Origin of the sequence: Pelagimonas phthalicica (assembly GCF_004364805.1) — a bacterium.
Lineage (GTDB): Bacteria > Pseudomonadota > Alphaproteobacteria > Rhodobacterales > Rhodobacteraceae > Pelagimonas > Pelagimonas phthalicica.
In genome coordinates, this window is sequence record NZ_SOAP01000001.1 from 1681856 (window position 1) to 1700165 (window position 18310).

Annotated in this window: 17 protein-coding genes; 9 read left to right on the forward strand and 8 right to left on the reverse strand. The window is 58.0% G+C overall.

The features are described 5' to 3' along the window. Positions 1–99: 99 nt before the first annotated feature. The 6 genes from CLV87_RS08210 to CLV87_RS08235 form a co-directional block, all read right to left on the reverse strand. Positions 100–939: a BKACE family enzyme gene (locus tag CLV87_RS08210; RefSeq protein WP_099242073.1), complete on the reverse strand. Its 840-nt coding sequence runs from the start codon at positions 937–939 to the stop codon at positions 100–102. A 51-nt stretch (positions 940–990) separates the two neighbouring features. After that, positions 991–1611: a protocatechuate 3,4-dioxygenase subunit alpha gene (gene pcaG / locus CLV87_RS08215; RefSeq protein WP_099242071.1), complete on the reverse strand. Its 621-nt coding sequence runs from the start codon at positions 1609–1611 to the stop codon at positions 991–993. 2 nt (positions 1612–1613) lie between these two features. Further along, the gene (pcaH, locus tag CLV87_RS08220; RefSeq protein ID WP_099242069.1) at positions 1614–2342 is read right to left on the reverse strand and encodes a protocatechuate 3,4-dioxygenase subunit beta; all 729 of its coding nucleotides are present in this window, start codon (positions 2340–2342) and stop codon (positions 1614–1616) included. 36 nt (positions 2343–2378) lie between these two features. Further along, positions 2379–2756 carry a 4-carboxymuconolactone decarboxylase gene (gene pcaC / locus CLV87_RS08225; protein WP_099244582.1) on the reverse strand — a complete coding sequence of 126 codons (378 nt, stop codon included), beginning with the start codon at positions 2754–2756 and terminating at the stop codon, positions 2379–2381. A 458-nt stretch (positions 2757–3214) separates the two neighbouring features. Next, positions 3215–4369, reverse strand: coding sequence for a ComEC/Rec2 family competence protein (locus tag CLV87_RS08230; protein WP_099242067.1), 1155 nt, complete (start codon positions 4367–4369; stop codon positions 3215–3217). Continuing rightward, positions 4366–6249 carry a gluzincin family metallopeptidase gene (locus tag CLV87_RS08235; protein ID WP_099242065.1) on the reverse strand — a complete coding sequence of 628 codons (1884 nt, stop codon included), beginning with the start codon at positions 6247–6249 and terminating at the stop codon, positions 4366–4368. The genes CLV87_RS08230 and CLV87_RS08235 overlap by 4 nt, the downstream gene beginning before the upstream one ends. Before the next feature lie 266 nt (positions 6250–6515). Here CLV87_RS08235 and CLV87_RS08240 point away from each other — a divergent pair, with 266 nt between their 5' ends. From CLV87_RS08240 to CLV87_RS08270, 7 genes are all read left to right on the forward strand, one after another. Next, the gene (locus tag CLV87_RS08240; RefSeq protein WP_099242063.1) at positions 6516–7532 is read left to right on the forward strand and encodes a patatin-like phospholipase family protein; all 1017 of its coding nucleotides are present in this window, start codon (positions 6516–6518) and stop codon (positions 7530–7532) included. A gap of 323 nt (positions 7533–7855) precedes the next feature. Further along, positions 7856–9853, forward strand: a complete 1998-nt coding sequence (locus tag CLV87_RS08245) for an FAD-dependent oxidoreductase (RefSeq protein ID WP_099242059.1) — start codon at positions 7856–7858, stop codon at positions 9851–9853. A 14-nt stretch (positions 9854–9867) separates the two neighbouring features. Next, on the forward strand, positions 9868–11334 hold the full coding sequence (locus CLV87_RS08250; protein ID WP_099242057.1) for a cytochrome c3 family protein: 1467 nt from the start codon (positions 9868–9870) through the stop codon (positions 11332–11334). A gap of 51 nt (positions 11335–11385) precedes the next feature. Then, on the forward strand, positions 11386–11955 hold the full coding sequence (locus CLV87_RS08255; protein WP_099242055.1) for a Tll0287-like domain-containing protein: 570 nt from the start codon (positions 11386–11388) through the stop codon (positions 11953–11955). After that, a complete protein-coding gene (locus CLV87_RS08260) occupies positions 11955–12413 on the forward strand; it encodes a c-type cytochrome (RefSeq protein WP_099242053.1) in 459 nt (152 codons plus the stop codon). Before CLV87_RS08255 ends, CLV87_RS08260 begins: the two co-directional genes overlap by 1 nt. Positions 12414–12418: 5 nt before the next feature. Further along, positions 12419–12838: a globin family protein gene (locus CLV87_RS08265; protein WP_099244580.1), complete on the forward strand. Its 420-nt coding sequence runs from the start codon at positions 12419–12421 to the stop codon at positions 12836–12838. Positions 12839–13145: 307 nt separating this feature from the next. After that, positions 13146–14564: a polysaccharide biosynthesis/export family protein gene (locus CLV87_RS08270; RefSeq protein ID WP_176556006.1), complete on the forward strand. Its 1419-nt coding sequence runs from the start codon at positions 13146–13148 to the stop codon at positions 14562–14564. 12 nt (positions 14565–14576) lie between these two features. On the opposite strand, the gene CLV87_RS08275 is transcribed toward CLV87_RS08270, so the two are convergent. Next, complete coding sequence (locus tag CLV87_RS08275; protein WP_099242049.1) at positions 14577–15332, reverse strand: metallophosphoesterase family protein; 756 nt, start codon at positions 15330–15332, stop codon at positions 14577–14579. A 54-nt stretch (positions 15333–15386) separates the two neighbouring features. Further along, positions 15387–15992: a bifunctional nicotinamidase/pyrazinamidase gene (pncA, locus tag CLV87_RS08280; RefSeq protein WP_099242047.1), complete on the reverse strand. Its 606-nt coding sequence runs from the start codon at positions 15990–15992 to the stop codon at positions 15387–15389. Between the two features lie 103 nt (positions 15993–16095). Here pncA and CLV87_RS08285 point away from each other — a divergent pair, with 103 nt between their 5' ends. After that, complete coding sequence (locus tag CLV87_RS08285; RefSeq protein WP_099244576.1) at positions 16096–17313, forward strand: Hsp70 family protein; 1218 nt, start codon at positions 16096–16098, stop codon at positions 17311–17313. Between the two features lie 38 nt (positions 17314–17351). Then, entirely contained in the window at positions 17352–18281 is a 930-nt protein-coding gene (gene trhO / locus CLV87_RS08290; RefSeq protein ID WP_099242045.1) for an oxygen-dependent tRNA uridine(34) hydroxylase TrhO, read from the forward strand. Positions 18282–18310: the final 29 nt, after the last annotated feature.

The window sequence follows — 18310 nt, forward strand, 5'->3', positions numbered from 1 at the left end:
CATTGCTTCAAGCCATGTGTCAGCCGGGATGAGACCATCCGTTTGATTGTTGGCAATCGAATACTACTTGCGATCACGACGCTCTTGGGGCTGCGTAAGTTACGCGGCCCCACGCAATGGCACACCCAGAATGTCGCGGGCCTGCTGCCAGGTTGCGACGGGGCGCTCGTATTTCTCGCACAGCGCGGCGGCGCGGGTCACAAGGGCCGCGTTTGTCGGAGCCAGCGAATTGCGATCGAGGCGGATATTATCCTCGAGCCCGGTGCGCGTGTGCCCCCCGGCGGCGATGGACCATTCGTTCAGCACCAACTGGTTAGGACCAATCCCGGCGGCACACCATTGCGCATCGGGCGCGCGGTCCTTCATGGTTTGGACATAGAAATCGAACACGGCCTTGTCCGCAGGCATGGCGTTTTTGACCCCCATCACAAACTGCACATAAAGCTTACCGGGCAAAATCCCGGCCTCGTGCATACGAATAGCGTTCAGAATATGCGACAGGTCAAAGGCCTCGACCTCGGGGGTGACGTGATGCGTGCGCATTTCAGAGGCCAGCCAATCGACCAGATCCGGCGGATTCTCGTAAACCCGTGTGGGAAAGTTGTTGGACCCGACCGAGAGCGAAGCCATGTCAGGCGCAAGCGGCAACATGCCGCCCCGCGCCGTTCCAGCACCCGAGCGTCCGCCGGTGGACAGTTGGATGATCATGCCAGGGCAGTGTTTTTCGACGCCTTCTTTGAGGCGGGCGAATTTCTCCGGGTCCGAGCTGGGTGTTTGATCATCGTTGCGCACATGCGCATGCACCATGCTCGCCCCGGCCTCAAACGCCTCATGCGTGGATTCGATCTGTTCTTCGATGGTGATCGGAACAGCTGGATTGTCTTCCTTGCGAGGCAAGGAACCGGTGATGGCGCAACAGATGATGCAGGGGGTGGTCATGGGGCAGTTTCCAGAGGCAAAGAATGCCCCATATAGGGGCATTCATTTTGATCAGATGTCAAAAAAGACGGTTTCGTTTTCGCCTTGCAGATTGATGTCAAAGCGATAGACGATTTTGCCGTCACGCTCGGTGCGTTTGGCCAGCAACGTCGCGCGGCGGTTTTCCCATTCGACAACGTTGAGCACCGGGTCATCGGCATTCGCCGCTGTTTCGTCATCGAAATAGAGCCGCGTGTTCAGGCCAATATTGATGCCGCGCGCCACAACCCACAGGTTGATATGCGGGGCCTGCGTGCTGCCATTGCGACCGGGAACTGAGCCGGGTTTCACAGTGTCAAACCCCCATTCGCCGGTTTCGAAATTGGTGATCACACGGCCCCAGCCGCAGAACCCCTCTTCGGTCGCATCCGGGTTTTTCGGGTCAACATAGCGGCCCTGGCTATCGGCCTGCCATGCCTCGAGCATGACATCCTTGACCGGAGAGCCGGTGCCATCAATGACCAAACCTTCGACGCGAATACGTTCGCCTTTGGCATTGGGGCCGGCAATATCCCAGCCCATTTCCTGGTCATAAATGTCAAAGCCAGCCGCGCCGGGCGCGAGACCGATATGCACATAGGGGCCAGCGGTCTGCGAGGGGGTTTCCCGGAGATAGTCGAGTTTCTGTACCATGCTCAATTCCCCTCCATGCGGTTTTCAAACAAGGTGGAGCGACGTCCGCGCAGCACAATGTCGAACTTGTAGGCCAGGCTGTCCAACGGCACCGAAGCGTTCATATCAAGCGCCGCCCCCAGACTGTCACGCCCCTCTTGCGAAGGAATGGTTTTCACAATCGGGCATTTGTCGACCAGCGGGTCGCCTTCGAAATAGCACTGCGTGATCAGACGTTGCGCAAAAGCGGTGCCAAAGACCGAAACGTGAATATGCGCCGGGCGCCAGTTGTTCACCAGGTTACGCCAAGGATAGGCCCCCGGTTTCACCGTACGGAAAAAATAATAGCCATTTTCATCGGTCAGAGTACGCCCGCAGCCGCCGAAATTCGGATCAATTGGCGCAAGATAGGTGTCTTTCTTGTGACGATAGCGCCCGCCCGCATTGGCCTGCCAGATTTCAACCAGCGTGTTCGGCACCGGGCGACAGTTTTCGTCCAGAACCCGACCGTGCAGAATGATACGCTCGCCAATCGGGCTTTCGCCTGCCTGGGCGTAGTTCAGCAGCAGATCATTGTCATGCGTGCCAAAGGCATTATGGCCAAAGGTCGGACCGGTGATTTCGGATTGCGTGTTCTCAAGAGAGATAAGCGCGTTTCGCGGCGAACGGGCCACCGACGTCTTGTAGTCCGGGGTAAAGGCGGGCGGGTGCCACTCCCGGTCTCGCTGAAAAAATTCGCCCTGATCAGTCATGGCGGGTCTCCTCTGAATTGCTGGTGCGCGCGCGTCTCAATTCTGTTCCATTTCGGCATAGGTCTGCTTGGCAAGCTTCAAGGCATGGTTGGCGCGTGGAACGCCTGCATAAATCGCCACGTGCTGGAACACCTCCAGCACATCCTGCTTGGTCGCACCTGTGCGGGCGGTGGCCCGAATATGCATGGGGATTTCTTCAAAATTGCCCAGCGCCGCCAAAAGCGCCAATGTCAGCATGGAACGGTCACGATCACTGATGCCGTCGCTGGACCAAACTGTGCCCCAGGCTGCTTCGGTGATCAAAGTTTGGAACGGAGTGTCGAATTCAGTTTTGACGGCCTCGGCCTCGTCCACATGTTTGGAGCCAAGAACCCGACGGCGCGTCTGCATGCCTTGTTCAAATTTCTCAGACATGCGCGCGCTCCCGTGATTGGGTGCTTTGATCACCCGGTATTTGTGGTTTTGCAATCATGCTCTCGGGTTGAGAGATGAAACAACTGTTGGTGACAACTTAACCTGTGGATTTTGGCAATAAAAATGACTTGTTCGCTGGGTTACTTGCCAAAATGGATCACTAACATGCATTGTGACATGCGTGAAACGGATGATGGCCGGGTTTCGTCAACCGAGAATAGTCACCTGGAACTGAAATCCGCAACATAGACAATGAGCAACCACACAGGTTCGCGCCCGGCACCGAGGGTGGGCGTGTCTAAACTTGGCAACTCGGTGGTGGCTATAGATGACAGTGCATCTGGTTGACACGTTGAAACGAATTCGCGCCCGCCCTGGGGGGCGGGGTCGGGCGCGAACCGGATCGCAGGCGATCCAGGGGCATTAACTCTATGAGGAGACTTTTCAACTCCATGTAGCTAGCGCCAAGGTGGGAAAGTTACCACCACGGCCTCGCCCACATGCACATCGCGGGTGTCCCTGAGATCGGCCACGGTTGCGATCTTGTCCAGAAGGTCATCCAGCGGAACACCGTTATATTGCCCCGGAAAGGTTGAGACCAAGGCAATGGGCCGCGCCCCGTCGCGCCCTGCCAGAACCGTGTCGAACAGGTGGTCCGGTGTGCCGTTATGGCTGCCGTGATGGCTGATCTTGAGGAAATCCACCGGTTCAAGCAGGTCGCGATTGCGCATGAAATGCCAGGATTTTTCCTCGGCATCGGCAGAAAACATGAGCTTGCGCCCCTGCCAGTGCAGCACAAAGACGATCGAGGAGTTATTGGCGGCTTTGTCGATCATCAGTGCATTGGCGGCCAGCCCCCGATCACGGGCCGCAACCAATTGGTTGAACTCTGACAGGGAGACGCCGGGTGGGGGTTGGTGAACCGTTTCGGTTACTGCCGCAGCTGCCGCCGGCCCCGCGAAACTGAGATGCTGCATACGCCCGTAATAGGCGCTGGTGTCTTCCTCGGGGGCGAGAATGGAAAACCACGCCTCGTCAAAGGGGGTGATGGCATCTACATCGTTCTGGTCCATATCGACATTGAGATAGCTGACCTTGTCCGCATGGGTCAGCTCTTCGCGGATCAGATGGACGCAATCGGCAGTCTTGCGGGGGTTATTCACTGCGAGGATGGTTTCCAGCTCGGGCAGGCGCAGGGCCAGCCCCCCCTTATAAAGATCCCCCGCGATGTTTAGAAAATCCTTGGCCAGATCAAACCGTTTTCGGGCGTTTTCATGGGTGTCATAGTAACCGGGCTGGGACGAGCCGGTCATCCAGACGCGGTTGGCGCTGAACGCCTTGTTGCTGCGTTTCTTGAGCAATTGCAGACCCTGGACATGATCCATGTGCTCATGGGTCATGATATAAAGGTCCAGCACCCCGTCGGTCAGCGCGTAAATGGCCTCCATCGCCAGCAAGAGGTTGTCGTCATTGCCTCCCTCTTTGGTCAGGGAGTTGCCGCAATCAATCAGAACCTTGCGATAGTCGTTTTCGCCGCCACCCTCGACCGGGATGCGGATCAGGATCGCGTCACCAAACCCAACGTTATAGGCGTGGATTTCCAGATCTCTCATGCCTCTTCCTCCGGCTTGGCCCAGTCGGGAAATTCCACATCCAACCCGTCAGCGACATGCAAACGCTGCGCCATGTTCTGCAGCTCGTAAGCGCCATCGCGAAACTGCATGGTCGGCGAGACGCTGTTATCGCCGGTGCCATCAACCAGCCGGTCCTGATCAATCCAACCGTTGATCAACATGGCCCGCGCCTGCCGCTGCCCCGATTGCGAGGCCGTGTCTTCGGTCTCGGGGCGGCCATCGGAATTGGTGGTGAGCTGCAGGATCACAAGTTTTTTGTCCAAATCAAAGCTGACCGTGGTGCCAAACATGAACCGATAGCGGCGCTCGCGGCCATAGACTTTGATCGTCTCGGTTTTGGTCCAGCTGACCTTGAGGATGAGTTCGCGCATAATCTGGCTTTGCGGCAGTTCATCCGCCTCTTGGTCGCCCTCTTCCAGACGTTGGTGCCGTGCGGTTTTGCTTTGGCTTTGTTCGATCTCATCAGTGCTGGCATCCACGGCCACACTGCGTCCGGCCACCATGGGCGGATGGACGCGGAACGGGGTGTTGTCGGGAATGCGGAACAGCCCCTTATAGCGGTTCACAAAATCATAGACCCGCCAATCATTCTCTTCCCCGGCAAAAAGCGATAGATCTTCACCGCTAAGGTCAGGCTGAAATTTGGGCTGGCGGCCGGTCTTGATATTGCGGCGTTTTAACTCGCAAACCAACCGATCACGCACAGAGGCCGCCGCCGGGCTATCGGGGAAAAACGCCTTGTCCGCCGCCAACATCGCGCGGGCAAAATCCGCGAATGAAATCTCACCCGGGGGCAGATAATCGAGCGCGCGATAGACAATCGCCGTGGTCATTTCAACGGCGCGGAACAGTGAATAGCCCGAGCTGGAATAGGCCGCGACGCCGCGATCCGTCTGACGTTTCTGCTCGGCCTCAAAGGTTTGCACCAAAAAGCGGAACATCGCCCCGCTCAGCACTTCGGACAGGTCATGCGGTTCCTGGCTGAACATCGGCAGCATACCTTCGGGAACAGCCTCGGTTTCGGGATCGGGCAAGGCGAAACTGTTGGAGAGATTGCGCAGCCCGTGCGGTTTGCTTGTGCCGCTGCTTGATTTGGGATGCGACAGGCTGCCGATCTCTTCTGCGATCTGGCCAATGGCGTCCTCGTCCAGCGCGCCGTTATTTTTATCGAGGATATGGGTGACAAAGTTCTGGGTGCGCAAAGAGACGAACAAGGCGGTCAGGTCGGCCACGGCCTCGTGCAGGGCCAGGCTTTGAGGCGTGGCGGCCTCGTAAAGAAACGGCGCGATACCGTCGATCACCGCATGGGCGGTTTCATGGGCGACAATATCGGGCGAAAGGGCGGTAAACTTGCCCAGCTGTTCGCCGTTCTGGCCACCGCTTGGCGGGCCTTCATCCGGGACCAGCAGAAATTGCACCGAATGGCTGGCGCGGTGGTAAAAGGCATTGGCCTGATACCCGGCGCGCGGCACCACAAACAACTGTTTGCCGGGAAACCCCCAGACGATCTTGCGCCCCAATACACGGCTGCTTTCCAGCAGAGAGATTGTGCGCATGACGGTGCCAAAGCACAGGATCTGAATGGCGGTGACGGTTTTGGGCGCGGTGATCAGATCACTGCGCGGCACGGCCAGTTTGTGGCGAACATTGCCACGCGCGGGTGGTTTGATCACTGGGCCAGCGACCAAGGCTCCGGTTTCCGGGTCGAAATCTGTCAGGGCAACGTTTTCAGCCACCAAACCGCTCAGAATGGCGGTGTCGAGGGTCAAATCCATACCCTGGATGCGAAACTTGGGGTCGATATCATTGCTGGCGGCATAGAGCGGGTCAAAGGCGGGATAGAACAGGCGGATTTTCATGACGGTATCCGCACTGTACGGCCAAGGATCGAATGGCGAAAAAGAGAAGCCAGCATGGAATGTCCTAACTCAAAAATCAGCGCCCCGGCACCTGTTTTCAGGGCGACCGCACCCCATGAAATAATGGCGCGCCAAGGGTCGACCTTGCAACCAGCATACACAAATTAACGCTTGATTTCTACCCAGGCGGAGGTCGACACTGCTCTTACCCCGACAGGATTAGAGCGGGATTGCGATATTTTGACAGAGATTTGGGAGGGACGATTATGACTGTTGTGATTGACGGAGAGGAAAAGCGTTTGGGCTTGGCCCTGTCAGGGGGCGGATTTCGCGCCGCCGGGTTTCATCTGGGCACCTTTCGCAAATTGAAAGAGCTGGACCTGCTCGACAAGGTTGACCTGATTTCCTGCGTTAGCGGCGGCAGCATCGCCGGGGCCTATCTATGTGCGAATTGGCAAAGCGACACGGTGCTGGACGAGCTTGAAGACTATCTGCTGACCCGCTCGATCGCTGTGTCTTCGGTGCTTTCCGGCATTTTGAATCCGTTTGAATCGCGGATCGAGGCGCTGGCGGCCTCTTACGACAAATACCTGTTTCACGACGCGACGCTGGCCAGTCTAAAGAATGGTCCACGGGTCTATTTCAACTCAACCAACCTGTCCTCGGGCAATATGTTCTTTTACGTGGCAGGTGGGGACGGCCCCGAAGAAATGGGCGAACATGAGTTGGGCCAGACCGGGGCCTCGGATCAAAAGATCAGCTCCGCTGTTGCAGCCTCCTCGGCCTTTCCGCCGGTCTTTCCCCCTCTGCGCGTCTCTGAAGAGGAATACCCAAATCCGCAAACGGAATATGTCACTCTCACCGATGGCGGAGTTTATGACAATCTGGGCGTGAACCCGTTGATGCGCATGGAGCGCAATCAGCTGGATTTTGCTCTGGTCAGCGATGCCGGGAAACCGTTTGAGATCAAGGAAAGCCCAACGGAATCCGCTTCGGTGGTATTGCTTGAGGCGATTGGCATTCTGATGGAACAGGTGCGCGGATTGCAATTTCAACGGTTGGAATTGGCCCACGCCTCGGGTCGCGGACCCAAGCCGGTCTGGTACTCGATCGACAGTGTCGAAGGGGAGGTACATCCTGGAGATGCGCAATTTGCATCAAGCATCACCACCAATCTCAAACGCCTGAAACAGGCGGAACTGGATGTGCTGACCCGACATGCGGGAGCGTTGTGCGAAGCGCGGATCAAACGGTGGGCCCCGGAATTGATCCCGTCAGGCTAGGATCAGGAAAGTGAGTCGTGATCCCAATGCTGAATTTTTAGGATTTGCCCGCGGATCTGCGCAAGGATTGGACAGTCGGGTTTCACGACTGATTAAATTTGCGTCACCCGGTCCGCGGAAACGGCAAGTTTTACTGCATCAACCATAATTTTACAAAAAAACCTTCGCACTCGCAGCATTTCTAGGCAGACTTTACCCAGGTTGGCAGCGCCGTCAGCTTTCAATGGAACAGAGTTGTTCTTGGATGACCCGAAGACTTCAGAGGCATACGCGTCTGAAATTTCGGCAATCTCTAAAATACAACCCATTGATTTGGTGCCAGAATGTCAATCCACCCCCTTCCAGATCAGATCGAGATCGCGCCTGAGAAAATGCCGAAACGCATTGTCGTTATCGGCGGTGGCCCCGTAGGCGCGCGGGCGGCGACCAAGCTTGCTGCAGATGCAAAGGGTTTGGACGTCACCCTTCTGACGACCGAAGCCTATGAGCCCTATAACAGGGTCAAACTGACGCCGCTTTTGGCCGGAGACGTGCAGTTTGGCGAGATCACGACACCGGATCTGGCCGGTGCCAAACCCAACCTGACCCTACGCACTGGTCTGCCGGTCACGGCGATTGATCGCGCTGAAAAACTGGCGAAAACAGCGGATGGGCAGGTTTGGCCCTATGACAAGCTGATCATCGCCACCGGATCGCGCGCCAATGTGCCGGGCATTCCCGGGCGTGACCTATCGGGCGTGTTTACCTTTCGCTCGGCGGCGGATGCCTCGGCGCTGATGGCGCGCAGCATCAGTGCGCGCAATGTCGTGGTGATTGGCGGTGGGCTTTTGGGCCTTGAGGCGGCGCGCGGCATGCAGCGCCGTCAGGTCAATGTCACCGTGATTGAACATGAAAACCGCATCATGCCACGCCAACTTGATACCGAGGCCGGGGCGCTGCTGCGCCAAGAGATAGAAGCTCTGGGGGTCGCGGTCAAAACCGGTATAGGCGTCAAGACCATTGAGGGCACAGATCGCGTCACCGGGATTGTCCTTATGGATGGCAGCGAAATTGCATGTGACACGGTGATCATCTGCACCGGCGTGCGCGCCAATACCGATCTGGCCCGCGATGCCAAGATCCCGTTTCACCGTGCCATTGTCGTCGATGACGAGATGCGTACCGCGGATCCGGATATCTTTGCCATTGGTGAATGTGCAGAACATCAGGGCGTCTTGCAGGGCTTGGTTGGCCCCGGATTTGAGCAAGCGGATGTCGCCGTCGCGCAGATATTGGGGCAGGCCAAGACCTATCAGCGCGCGGTACCTGCGACCAAGCTTAAGGTGATCGGGGCCGAAGTGTTTTCTGCCGGTGAGATCGAACAGCTTGAGGTCGCCCCAAAAACCCGGTCGCAAATCTGGCGGGCGGGCAATCAATACCGTCGGATCTTTATCCAACAGGGCAAGTTGGTCGGGGCCATTGCTGTTGGCGGCTGGCCGCAAGCCAGCCGGGTGCAAAGCGCCATTCAACAAGGGGCGACCGTTTACCCCTGGATGGTGTTTCGCTTTCTGCGCACCGGGTTTTTGTGGCCCGATGGTGAGGAAGACGTGGCCGATATGGCGGATGCCGCAACGGTCTGTAACTGCACCGGTGTGACCTGCGGGAGGTTGCGCGACGCCCTCGCCGCCGGGGCCAACACGCCGCAAGCTTTGGGCGAAGCGACCGGGGCCGGGAATGTCTGCGGCTCGTGCCAACCGATGTTGGAAGAGCTGGTCAATGCCGGTGGCCCACCCAAACCCGTGCGCCTGTTCCGCGCCATTCTGGCGGTCTCGGCTTTGGCCGGGTTGGTGGCGCTGATCCTCGCCTTCGCCCCGCGCATTCCGTTTCCGCAAAGCTTTGATGCGGACAGCCTGCGCATGTGGTTATGGCAGGACAATATTGTGCGGCAATGGAGCGGGTTCATCCTGTTGGGTCTGACCGTGACCGCCATGCTGATCGGGCTGCGCAAGCGTATTCGTTTCATGGATCGATTGGGGCAGTATGATGGCTGGCGGTTGATCCATTTGGGGATAGGCGCACTGGCGGGGATTGGGCTGGTCGCCCATACCGGTCTGCGTGCAGGCAGCAACCTGAACCTGATGCTGTTCATCTGCTTTGCGCTAACCCTGATCCTCGGAGCTTTGGCCGGGCTGGCCACGGGCGGAGATCACGAATTGCGCGCAAGACGCATTGGCACCGCACGCAAACCGGCCCGCCAGATCCCGACCTGGCTACATATCCTGGCCATCTGGCCCCTACCCGTTTTGATCCTGGCTCATGTACTGGCCAGCTATGCGTTCTGAGCGGGGGATTTAGTATGTCACGAACCGTTCTGCTTTGGGGATTATGGGCGCTGCTGACCGGCTTGGGCGCCAGCGCGGTCTTTGCGGCGCTCTATATCAATGGCGACCGATCAGTCCTGTTGCCCGGCCAAACCGCCGGGGCGCATCACCAATTGGAAATCGCCTGCGAAACCTGCCACACGGCCGAACCCTTTGCCTCGCAGGCCAAGGTGCAAAAGAAACTGAACAAGACCTGTGTCACCTGCCACAAAGACGAATTGAAGGCCGGGGATGACAGCCATCCAAAGAAAAAGTTCACCAACCCGCGCATGGCCGCCTATTGGGAAGAGGTTGATGGCCGGTTCTGCACCACCTGCCATGCTGAGCATGTGCCCGAGCAGACCCAGCCGATGATGGTCACCTTGCAGGGTGATTTCTGTGTGTCCTGTCATTCCAAAGGGGATCAGGATGTGCGCAAGAACCGGGAAAGCCATGCAGGTCTGGGTTTTGACACCTGCGCCTCTGCCGGGTGCCACAACTACCATGACAACCGCGCGCTCTATGAGGATTTCCTTGTCAAGCATTCCGGCAAAGATTGGCTGGCCGCCCATCCGGTGGTCGAGGCTGCCGCTCTGCCAACCGCCGCCAAGCCCGTAGATCAGCAAGAGATCGCGACCTATCTTGCGGCGATTGAGGCTCCGGCAGCGGACGACGCAATCAATCACGACTGGGCCGGTTCTGCCCATGCGGTGGCCAATGTCACTTGCAACAGCTGCCATGCCGCCGAAGACACCGCCTGGACCGATCATCCGGATCAGGGGGTTTGCGCCGATTGCCACAAAAGCGCGGCCAAAAGCTTTTCCCTCGGGCGGCACGGGATGCGCGGGCATTCCAAGATCTCAAAGCCACGCGATGTTGAAAAACGCTTGAAAAAACTGGGTCTGCCGGACGCGCCAGAATTCCTGGTTTCGGCCATCGAAACCTACTTGGCCGACCCAAGCCAGCCTGAGGTGATGACGGTGCAAGAGGCGCGGGTCGACCTGAAGGCCGAGGCACATGGCGAGGGCATGACCTGCAATTCCTGCCACCTGCCCCATCGCGAAGAGCCCGATCACAGCGCCGTCACCGCCTGCCTGACCTGCCACAACGATGATCACAGTTTGTCTTATCTGGACAGCCCACACCACAATCTGTGGCAGGCCGAACTGACGGGCAATGCTGTGCCGGGCAGCGGCGTGACCTGCGCCACCTGCCATATGCCGCAAAGCGAAAAGAAAGGTCTGGCTGTGACCAATCACAACCAGAACGACAACCTACGCCCAAATGAAAAGATGATCCGGTCGGTCTGTCTGACCTGTCACAGTCTGGAATTTGCCATTGATGCCCTTGCCGATCCGGCCCTGGTTTCCAGCAATTTCTCCGGGCAACCAACACGCCACATCGAAAGCATCGATTGGGCGCTGAAACGCGTGGAACCATCTGAACAAGGCGCCAACCAATGACCAGACGGCCCCACGCATCCTGCCACTCATAACGCAACAGGAGACCCAGTTATGACCAGCTACGCCAAGAAAATCAAAGCCGCAGTTCTATGTGGTGCCATGGCCGTGGGCGGCACATCCGCCAGCGCGGAAATGGAATACCAGGACGTTGCCGACCTTTTGCACCTCGTGATGTCCTCGGACCGCACGGTTTACACCCGCATGATCGTCAACCGCCTCGCGGTAAAGGAAAAGGTGATCACCGCCTCCGAGCACTTTGAGGATGACAAAGCGCTGGTTCTGCCCGCTCAGATGTTCCGCTTTGGTGCCGAGATGGTGGCCGAGGAAACCGACGCGTTTTCCTATTCGCTGCTGTCGCTCTGGCCGATCAACAAGCAAAACGCACCCTCAACCGATCTTGAAAAAGAGGGATTGGAATACCTGGCCGATAATCCAGGCGAAAATTTCTACGGCGAAGAAGAGCTGGGCGGCACAACCTATTTCACCGCTTTCTACCCGGATATCTCGGTCGCCGAGGCGTGCTCCTCTTGCCATAACGAGCACAAGGATTCCCCACGCACCGATTTTGAAGGTGGTGACGTGATGGGCGGTGTTGTCATTCGCATCCCGATGGACGGCTGATGACACGGCGGCTGATTTTCGCAGGTCTTTTGTCCGCCAGTGGCGTTTTGGCCGCTGGCACGGCACAGGCTGAGCCGACCTTAGACGACGTTTTGTCGGCCAAGGGGCTTAGCGGATTTGTGACGCTCGACCGCCTTCCGATGCCCGACCACCCGGTTTTGCAAACCGGGCGGTTGGTTTGGGAGGATACCTGCATGGGCTGTCACGGTGGCAACAAGGCCACCGGAGCCCCAAAAATCACCGCCACCAAGAAATGGCAGCCCCGCATCGCTAAGGGTCTGCCGACTTTGATTGACCACGCCACAAACGGGTTTGTCGGCAAGACCTATGCCGAAATGCCCCCGCGTGGCGCCAACCCAGATCTCAGCGATTCAGACGTTGCTGCGGCCGTGACCTTTATGGTTTGGGCCAGCGGCGGTGCGGATCAGGTGCTGGGATTTCTAGCCAAGAAGGAATGACAGACATGACACCCGAACAAATTAGCCTCGTTCAGGACAGCTTTAAAAAGGTTGCGCCGATTGCCGGCCCGGCAGCGGATATTTTCTATGACAAACTGTTTGAGATTGCGCCACAGGTGCGTTCGCTCTTTCCCGATGACATGAGTGATCAAAAGAAAAAGCTGATGCAGATGATCGGTGTGGCCGTGAACGGGTTGACCAATCTCGACGCCATCCTGCCTGCGGTTCAGGATCTGGGCCGTCGCCACAATGATTATGACGTCACGCCCGAGCATTATGACTATGTCGGCGAGGCGCTGATCTTTGCGCTTGGCAAAGGTCTGGGCGATGATTTCACCGATGAGGTCAAAGCGGCCTGGGTTGAAACCTACACGACTTTGGCAAGCGTGATGATCGCGGCCCAGAAAGACGCGGTTGCGGCCTAATATCTGGACAACTTAACCAGTGCGAAAAAGAGCCTTTGCGTGATCAAAGGCTCTTTCTTTTTGACGGGAATTCAGCACGTCGATTCTCGTTTTGCGAAAGTGGCGCGAAGGGATTGTTCACACCCCTGTGGAAAACTCTTTATTTTGTTGCTCAAAAGCCCCAGAACGGGTGAATTGGAGATACTGTAATTTGTGTGTCTCGTCGAAGCTTTGGATAGGTTGTAGAGATAAGGCACAATTTCTTGTGGCCATTTTTATCTGCCTGTTTTGGCTATTGAGATCGCTTTTTTGGGGGAGCATAGGCACCATGGAAACCGCTCTGCGTTCAACGAAATCCCTGCGTGATCTTATCCGCACGCCGCTTTCCCTGGCCCGGTTTGGTGTTCTTGCGACAACCCTTGCCCTATCTGGCTGCGGCATCAGCTATCAAAGTCCCGATGTGCGCGAGCGCGAAGATGGTACGCCAGTTGTCGTCGTGCCGATGACCGCACAGGAAGTGTCGCGCGCAAATGCGTCTGATTATACGCCACGCGCCCTGCCCGCCGTGTTTTATGCCACAACTGGTGGTGGCAGCGCTGTGACCGGAGCGGGTGCCCTGCCCGCGACCCCCTATTTGCCATCCGAAACACCGGGCAGCCTTGATTTCCGGCCCCTGCCCGATGTGCAGCCCGAAGCCTATCGGATTGGCGTCGGCGATGTGCTTTTGCTGGCGACCAAAAGCGGTGGATCGACCATTGAACAACTCTCGGGCCTGTTGGCGGCGCAAAACCAGCGCCAAGGCTATACCGTGCGCGATGATGGCTCGATCGCCATCCCGGAAATCGGGCCGGTACAACTGTCTGGTCTGACCGTTCAAGAGGCCGAAGACCGCCTGTTCCAGGTGCTGGTCGAAAACCAGATCGACCCGTCCTTTAGCCTTGAGGTGGCCGAGTTCCATTCCAAGAAAGTCGCCATTGGTGGTGCGGTCAAAAAGCCCAGCGTTGTGCCGATCACGCTGAACAAGCTGACGCTTGGCCAGGCGTTGACCACTGCCGGTGACATTGCAGTGCGCGACCGTGAATTCGCCTCGATCCGCGTCTATCGCGAAGGGACGCTGTATCAGATCCCGCTCAAGATCTACCTTGATCGTCAGGATCTCCAGAACAAGGTTCTCCTGAATGGCGACGCGGTCTATGTCGATACCAGCTATGATCTGGATCGCGCCATGGAGTTTTACCAGGCCAAGATCGATGTGATTGCCTTGCGCACCACCGCCCGCACAACGGCGCTGCAATCCATGCAAGCCGAGATCGGTTTGCAACGCTCGGCATTGGATGAACGACGCAACCTGTTTGAGCTGCGTCAGAAGCTAGGTGCAGAAGAGCGCGATTATGTCTATCTGACCGGTGAAGTTGAAAACCAGAACCGCGTGGCCCTGCCCTATCAGCAACAGGCAACGCTGGCCGATATCCTGTATTCCGAGGGTGGGTTCGACAACACAACCGGCGACCCGACACAGATTTACGTGCTGCGCGCCGACACGCGGGCCGAAAGCATCGGGTCAATCACCGCCTATCATCTGAACGTCAAAAATGCAGCGGATACGCTGATTGCCACCCGCTTTGAGATGCGTCCGAATGACGTAATCTTTATCGAAGAGCAGGCAATCACCAAATGGGGCCGTGCACTGCAACAGATGTTCCCATCCCTGCTAAGCGCGACATCCGCGGCAACCGGCGGCGGCTGATCGGGTCAGCCGTCAGGTTGTCACAAAACTGACTTTGCCGGTTTCGACCAGCGCGGCGGTCAAATGGCCGGTGGCATAGGCCCCGGTATCAATGGAAATGCGCCCATCCTTGGCCTGCGTCTTGTCGACAATCGTGTGGCCATGCACGATCCATTGCCCGTCGCTGCGCTGTTTCTTGTCAAACTCCGCATGGCCCCAAAGCAAGGTTGACCTGTCTTGCGTAGCGACCGGAAGATCCGGGTCCGCCCCCGCATGCACCACATGAACATTGCCGCTTTGCCAATGACTGGGCAGCTTGCGCAGCCAGGCGAGAAGATCGTCCCCCATGGCGTCAGCAACCCGGCTGCGCAGGTCGAGCCACTCTTTGTCCGCTGCGTCGGCACCCGGCAAGCCTGTGATGGAAAAGCTCGCCAATGTCTGCAGCCCGCCATAGCGCAGCCAACGCGCGCCATGGGTCTTTGGTTCTTCGAAAAAGCGCAGCATCATATGTTCATGATTACCCATCAGGCAGGTCATGAACTCCGGCGCGCCTGTCTGCATCTCGTATAGCCTGCGCAAAACCGCCGCTGATTCCTCGCCCCGGTCGATGTAATCGCCCACACAAACCAAGACCGCCGAGGGGTGCGCAGCCTCTTGCAGCTGGCCGATCAGCTTTTGCAGCAAGCCGTCACAGCCATGGATGTCACCAATGGCATAAAAAGGCACCTCTGGGGCCAGAGGGGCTGCAAATCCTTGCGGCGCTGCCTTGCGTTTCTTGAAAAACATCATGCGCCTTATCTAGGGGTCGGAACTAACATCGCCAAGGAGATAACCGCTGACTGGTTACCCATGACCGTTCAGCAACGTGACGCCTGCTTGGGTCATTCCACTTTGCGCTGCCGCCAGTGAGCCGTCGAGATCAATGGCGCGACACAGATCCATGCGCACATTGGTTTTGAAACCCAATCGCGCTGCATCCACGGCCGAGAAATTCACGCAGAAATCGGTGGCGAGACCAACCAAAGTCAGCTCGGAGATGCCACGGCTGCGCAGATACCCATCGAGCCCGGTTGGCGTGCTCTGGTCATTCTCAAAAAACGCGGAATAGCTGTCGATTTCGGGGCGAAACCCTTTGCGGATGATCAGATCAGCGCGATCCACATCCAGCCCCGCATGAAAGGCCGCTCCGTCGTTGCCCTGCACGCAATGATCTGGCCAAAGCACCTGCGGACCATAAGGCATCTCGATCACTTCATAAGGGGATTTACCGTCATGGCTGGTCGCAAAGGAGCTATGGCCAGACGGATGCCAATCCTGGGTCAGGACAACCGCGTCGAATTTGGACATGAGGGCGTTGATCGGCGCGACGATCTCATCCCCGCCGGGAACCGCCAATGCCCCGCCCGGGCAGAAATCGTTCTGAACATCAATCACAATCCACGCGTGCATAGGCTTTGCTCCTTTGAACTTGGCCTGACCCTAAACCCTGTTTTTTGGAATTGCCACGCCCTTGGCGGGCGGCTATGTGCTCGGGCCTTGCAAGGGGGCAAAGATGGCGACACTCGGGCTGGATTTTGGGACGTCAAACACAGGGGCCGCGGTGATGGCCGCCGGGCAACCTTTTGCGATTCCGCTGGAGCCGGGGGCGCAAACGCTACCGACAGCGGTGTTCATCGATTTTGGCGACCGCAAATTCGTTTACGGCAGCGCCGCCGCGCGCGCGATGATGGACGGGGCCGAAGGGCGGTTTATGCGCGCGCTCAAAAGCATCCTTGGCACACCGCTGGCCCGGGAACAGCGTCAATTCCTGAATGAACGGCTGAGCCTGATCGATATAATCGCCCGTTTCCTCGCCGAAATTCGCGCGCGCTCTGAGGCGTTCACCGGCATGTCGTTTGACACTGCTCTGTCCGGTCGCCCGGTGCATTTCCACTCGGCCTCGGCTGAGCGCGACGCTCAGGCTGAGCTGGACCTGCGCGAGGCTTATGAGCTGGCTGGGTTCAGTGATGTCCGGTTCCTCCCGGAACCCGAAGCGGCGGCGCTGGCGGTTGCCGGGTCGGGGCGGATGCTGATCGTTGATATTGGCGGCGGCACCTCGGATTTCACACTTTGCGACCGCAAGAATGGCAAAACCCAAGTGCTGGCCAGCCGTGGCGTGCGCATAGGCGGCACGGATTTCGACCGGGTGCTGAGCCTGGACAATGTCATGCCGCTGCTGGGTTACGGTGCGCAAATCGGTGCCGAGCTGGGCAACAAAACCCATAGCGCTCCCCGCGCCCTGTTCCATGATCTGGCCAGTTGGGAAAAGATCGCTTTTGTTTATGACCCGGCATTGTTGCGCGAGGTGCGCCGTTGGGAAAGGCTGGCCAAGCAGCCCGAGCTTTTCGAACGGCTTGGTGAAGTGCTTGAAGCGCATCTGGGCCATGACATCGCCTATGCGGTTGAAGCGGGCAAAATCGCTGCCAACGGAGCCGAAACCGGGGAAATCGACCTTGGCGTCGTCGAACGTGGGCTGACAGTCCCGTTGGAACAGAGCGTCATGACAACCGCGTTGAACGGGTTCGCCAGTCAGATCGGTGCGGCCGCTATGGACACCATCAAGGATGCCGGATGCAGCCCCGACAGCGTTGACATGGTGGTCTTTGTCGGCGGATCGAGCCTGATGGGCGTGGTGCGCGAAGAGTTGGCAAAATGCCTGCCCGAGGCGCGCCAGGAAATGAGCGAGGTCTTTACCGCCGTTGTGCATGGATTGGCCCATGCGGCAGGCTGAGGCTTGCCCAGAGGCGCACAAATGCGTATCGACGCGGCATGTTTACAGTCTGCGCGCTCTATCACTTCACCCGCTTTGACACCCCGGCGGATCTGCAACATCCATTGCAGGACCTGTGCCGTGATCAAAAGATCACCGGCACGCTTTTGCTGGCCCAGGAAGGGATCAACGGTACGGTTGCCGGCAGCGCAGCCGGCATCGACGCCTTGCTGGCCCATATCCGCGCCCTGCCAGGATGTGACACGCTGGAATGGAAGCTGTCGACCGCCCAAGAACGCCCCTTTGCCCGGATGAAAGTGCGCCTCAAGCGCGAGATCGTGACCATGGGCCAGGAAAATGTCGATCCGCGCGCGCAGGTCGGTCATTATGTCGAGCCCGAGGATTGGAACGAGTTGATCCGCAGTCCAGATGTGGCGGTGATCGACACGCGCAACGATTACGAGGTCGCCATCGGCACGTTTGAAGGCGCTGTTGACCCGGAAACCGCCAGTTTCCGCGATTTCCCCGCCTGGTGGGAGGCCAACAAGGACCGGTTCCATAACAAACGCGTGGCCATGTTCTGTACTGGTGGTATTCGCTGCGAAAAGTCGACCAATTGGCTTTTGCAGCAAGGGGTTGAGGATGTCTATCACCTCAAAGGGGGCATCCTGAAATACCTCGAAGAGGTGCCCGAAGAGGACAGCACGTGGCAGGGCGACTGCTTTGTCTTTGACGGGCGTGTATCGGTTGGTCACGGGCTTAAGGAAGGGCCGCACGAGCTGTGCCATGCCTGCCGCCGCCCGATTTTGCCCATCGACAAGAACCGCGCGGAATACGAACATGGCGTATCCTGTCATCAATGTATCGATGAGACCTCGGATACCGACAAAGCCCGCTTTCGCGAACGGCAAAAGCAGATCGCCCTCGCGGCCAAACGCGGCCAAACGCATCTGCACCAGGATGTCACAGATGAAGGCGCTGATGACTGAAAGTTAGCGGTAACGCTGGCCCCATTGGC

Bases quoted from the DNA above. Each gene is read 5' to 3' on its own strand.
- CLV87_RS08210 (WP_099242073.1), bottom strand. From the start codon at position 939: ATGACCACCCCCTGCATCATCTGTTGCGCCATCACCGGTTCCTTGCCT.
- pcaG (WP_099242071.1), bottom strand. From the start codon at position 1,611: ATGGTACAGAAACTCGACTATCTCCGGGAAACCCCCTCGCAGACCGCT.
- pcaH (WP_099242069.1), bottom strand. From the start codon at position 2,342: ATGACTGATCAGGGCGAATTTTTTCAGCGAGACCGGGAGTGGCACCCG.
- pcaC (WP_099244582.1), bottom strand. From the start codon at position 2,756: ATGTCTGAGAAATTTGAACAAGGCATGCAGACGCGCCGTCGGGTTCTT.
- CLV87_RS08230 (WP_099242067.1), bottom strand. From the start codon at position 4,369: ATGAGAGATCTGGAAATCCACGCCTATAACGTTGGGTTTGGTGACGCG.
- CLV87_RS08235 (WP_099242065.1), bottom strand. From the start codon at position 6,249: ATGAAAATCCGCCTGTTCTATCCCGCCTTTGACCCGCTCTATGCCGCC.
- CLV87_RS08240 (WP_099242063.1), top strand. From the start codon at position 6,516: ATGACTGTTGTGATTGACGGAGAGGAAAAGCGTTTGGGCTTGGCCCTG.
- CLV87_RS08245 (WP_099242059.1), top strand. From the start codon at position 7,856: ATGTCAATCCACCCCCTTCCAGATCAGATCGAGATCGCGCCTGAGAAA.
- CLV87_RS08250 (WP_099242057.1), top strand. From the start codon at position 9,868: ATGTCACGAACCGTTCTGCTTTGGGGATTATGGGCGCTGCTGACCGGC.
- CLV87_RS08255 (WP_099242055.1), top strand. From the start codon at position 11,386: ATGACCAGCTACGCCAAGAAAATCAAAGCCGCAGTTCTATGTGGTGCC.
- CLV87_RS08260 (WP_099242053.1), top strand. From the start codon at position 11,955: ATGACACGGCGGCTGATTTTCGCAGGTCTTTTGTCCGCCAGTGGCGTT.
- CLV87_RS08265 (WP_099244580.1), top strand. From the start codon at position 12,419: ATGACACCCGAACAAATTAGCCTCGTTCAGGACAGCTTTAAAAAGGTT.
- CLV87_RS08270 (WP_176556006.1), top strand. From the start codon at position 13,146: ATGGAAACCGCTCTGCGTTCAACGAAATCCCTGCGTGATCTTATCCGC.
- CLV87_RS08275 (WP_099242049.1), bottom strand. From the start codon at position 15,332: ATGATGTTTTTCAAGAAACGCAAGGCAGCGCCGCAAGGATTTGCAGCC.
- pncA (WP_099242047.1), bottom strand. From the start codon at position 15,992: ATGCACGCGTGGATTGTGATTGATGTTCAGAACGATTTCTGCCCGGGC.
- CLV87_RS08285 (WP_099244576.1), top strand. From the start codon at position 16,096: ATGGCGACACTCGGGCTGGATTTTGGGACGTCAAACACAGGGGCCGCG.
- trhO (WP_099242045.1), top strand. From the start codon at position 17,352: ATGTTTACAGTCTGCGCGCTCTATCACTTCACCCGCTTTGACACCCCG.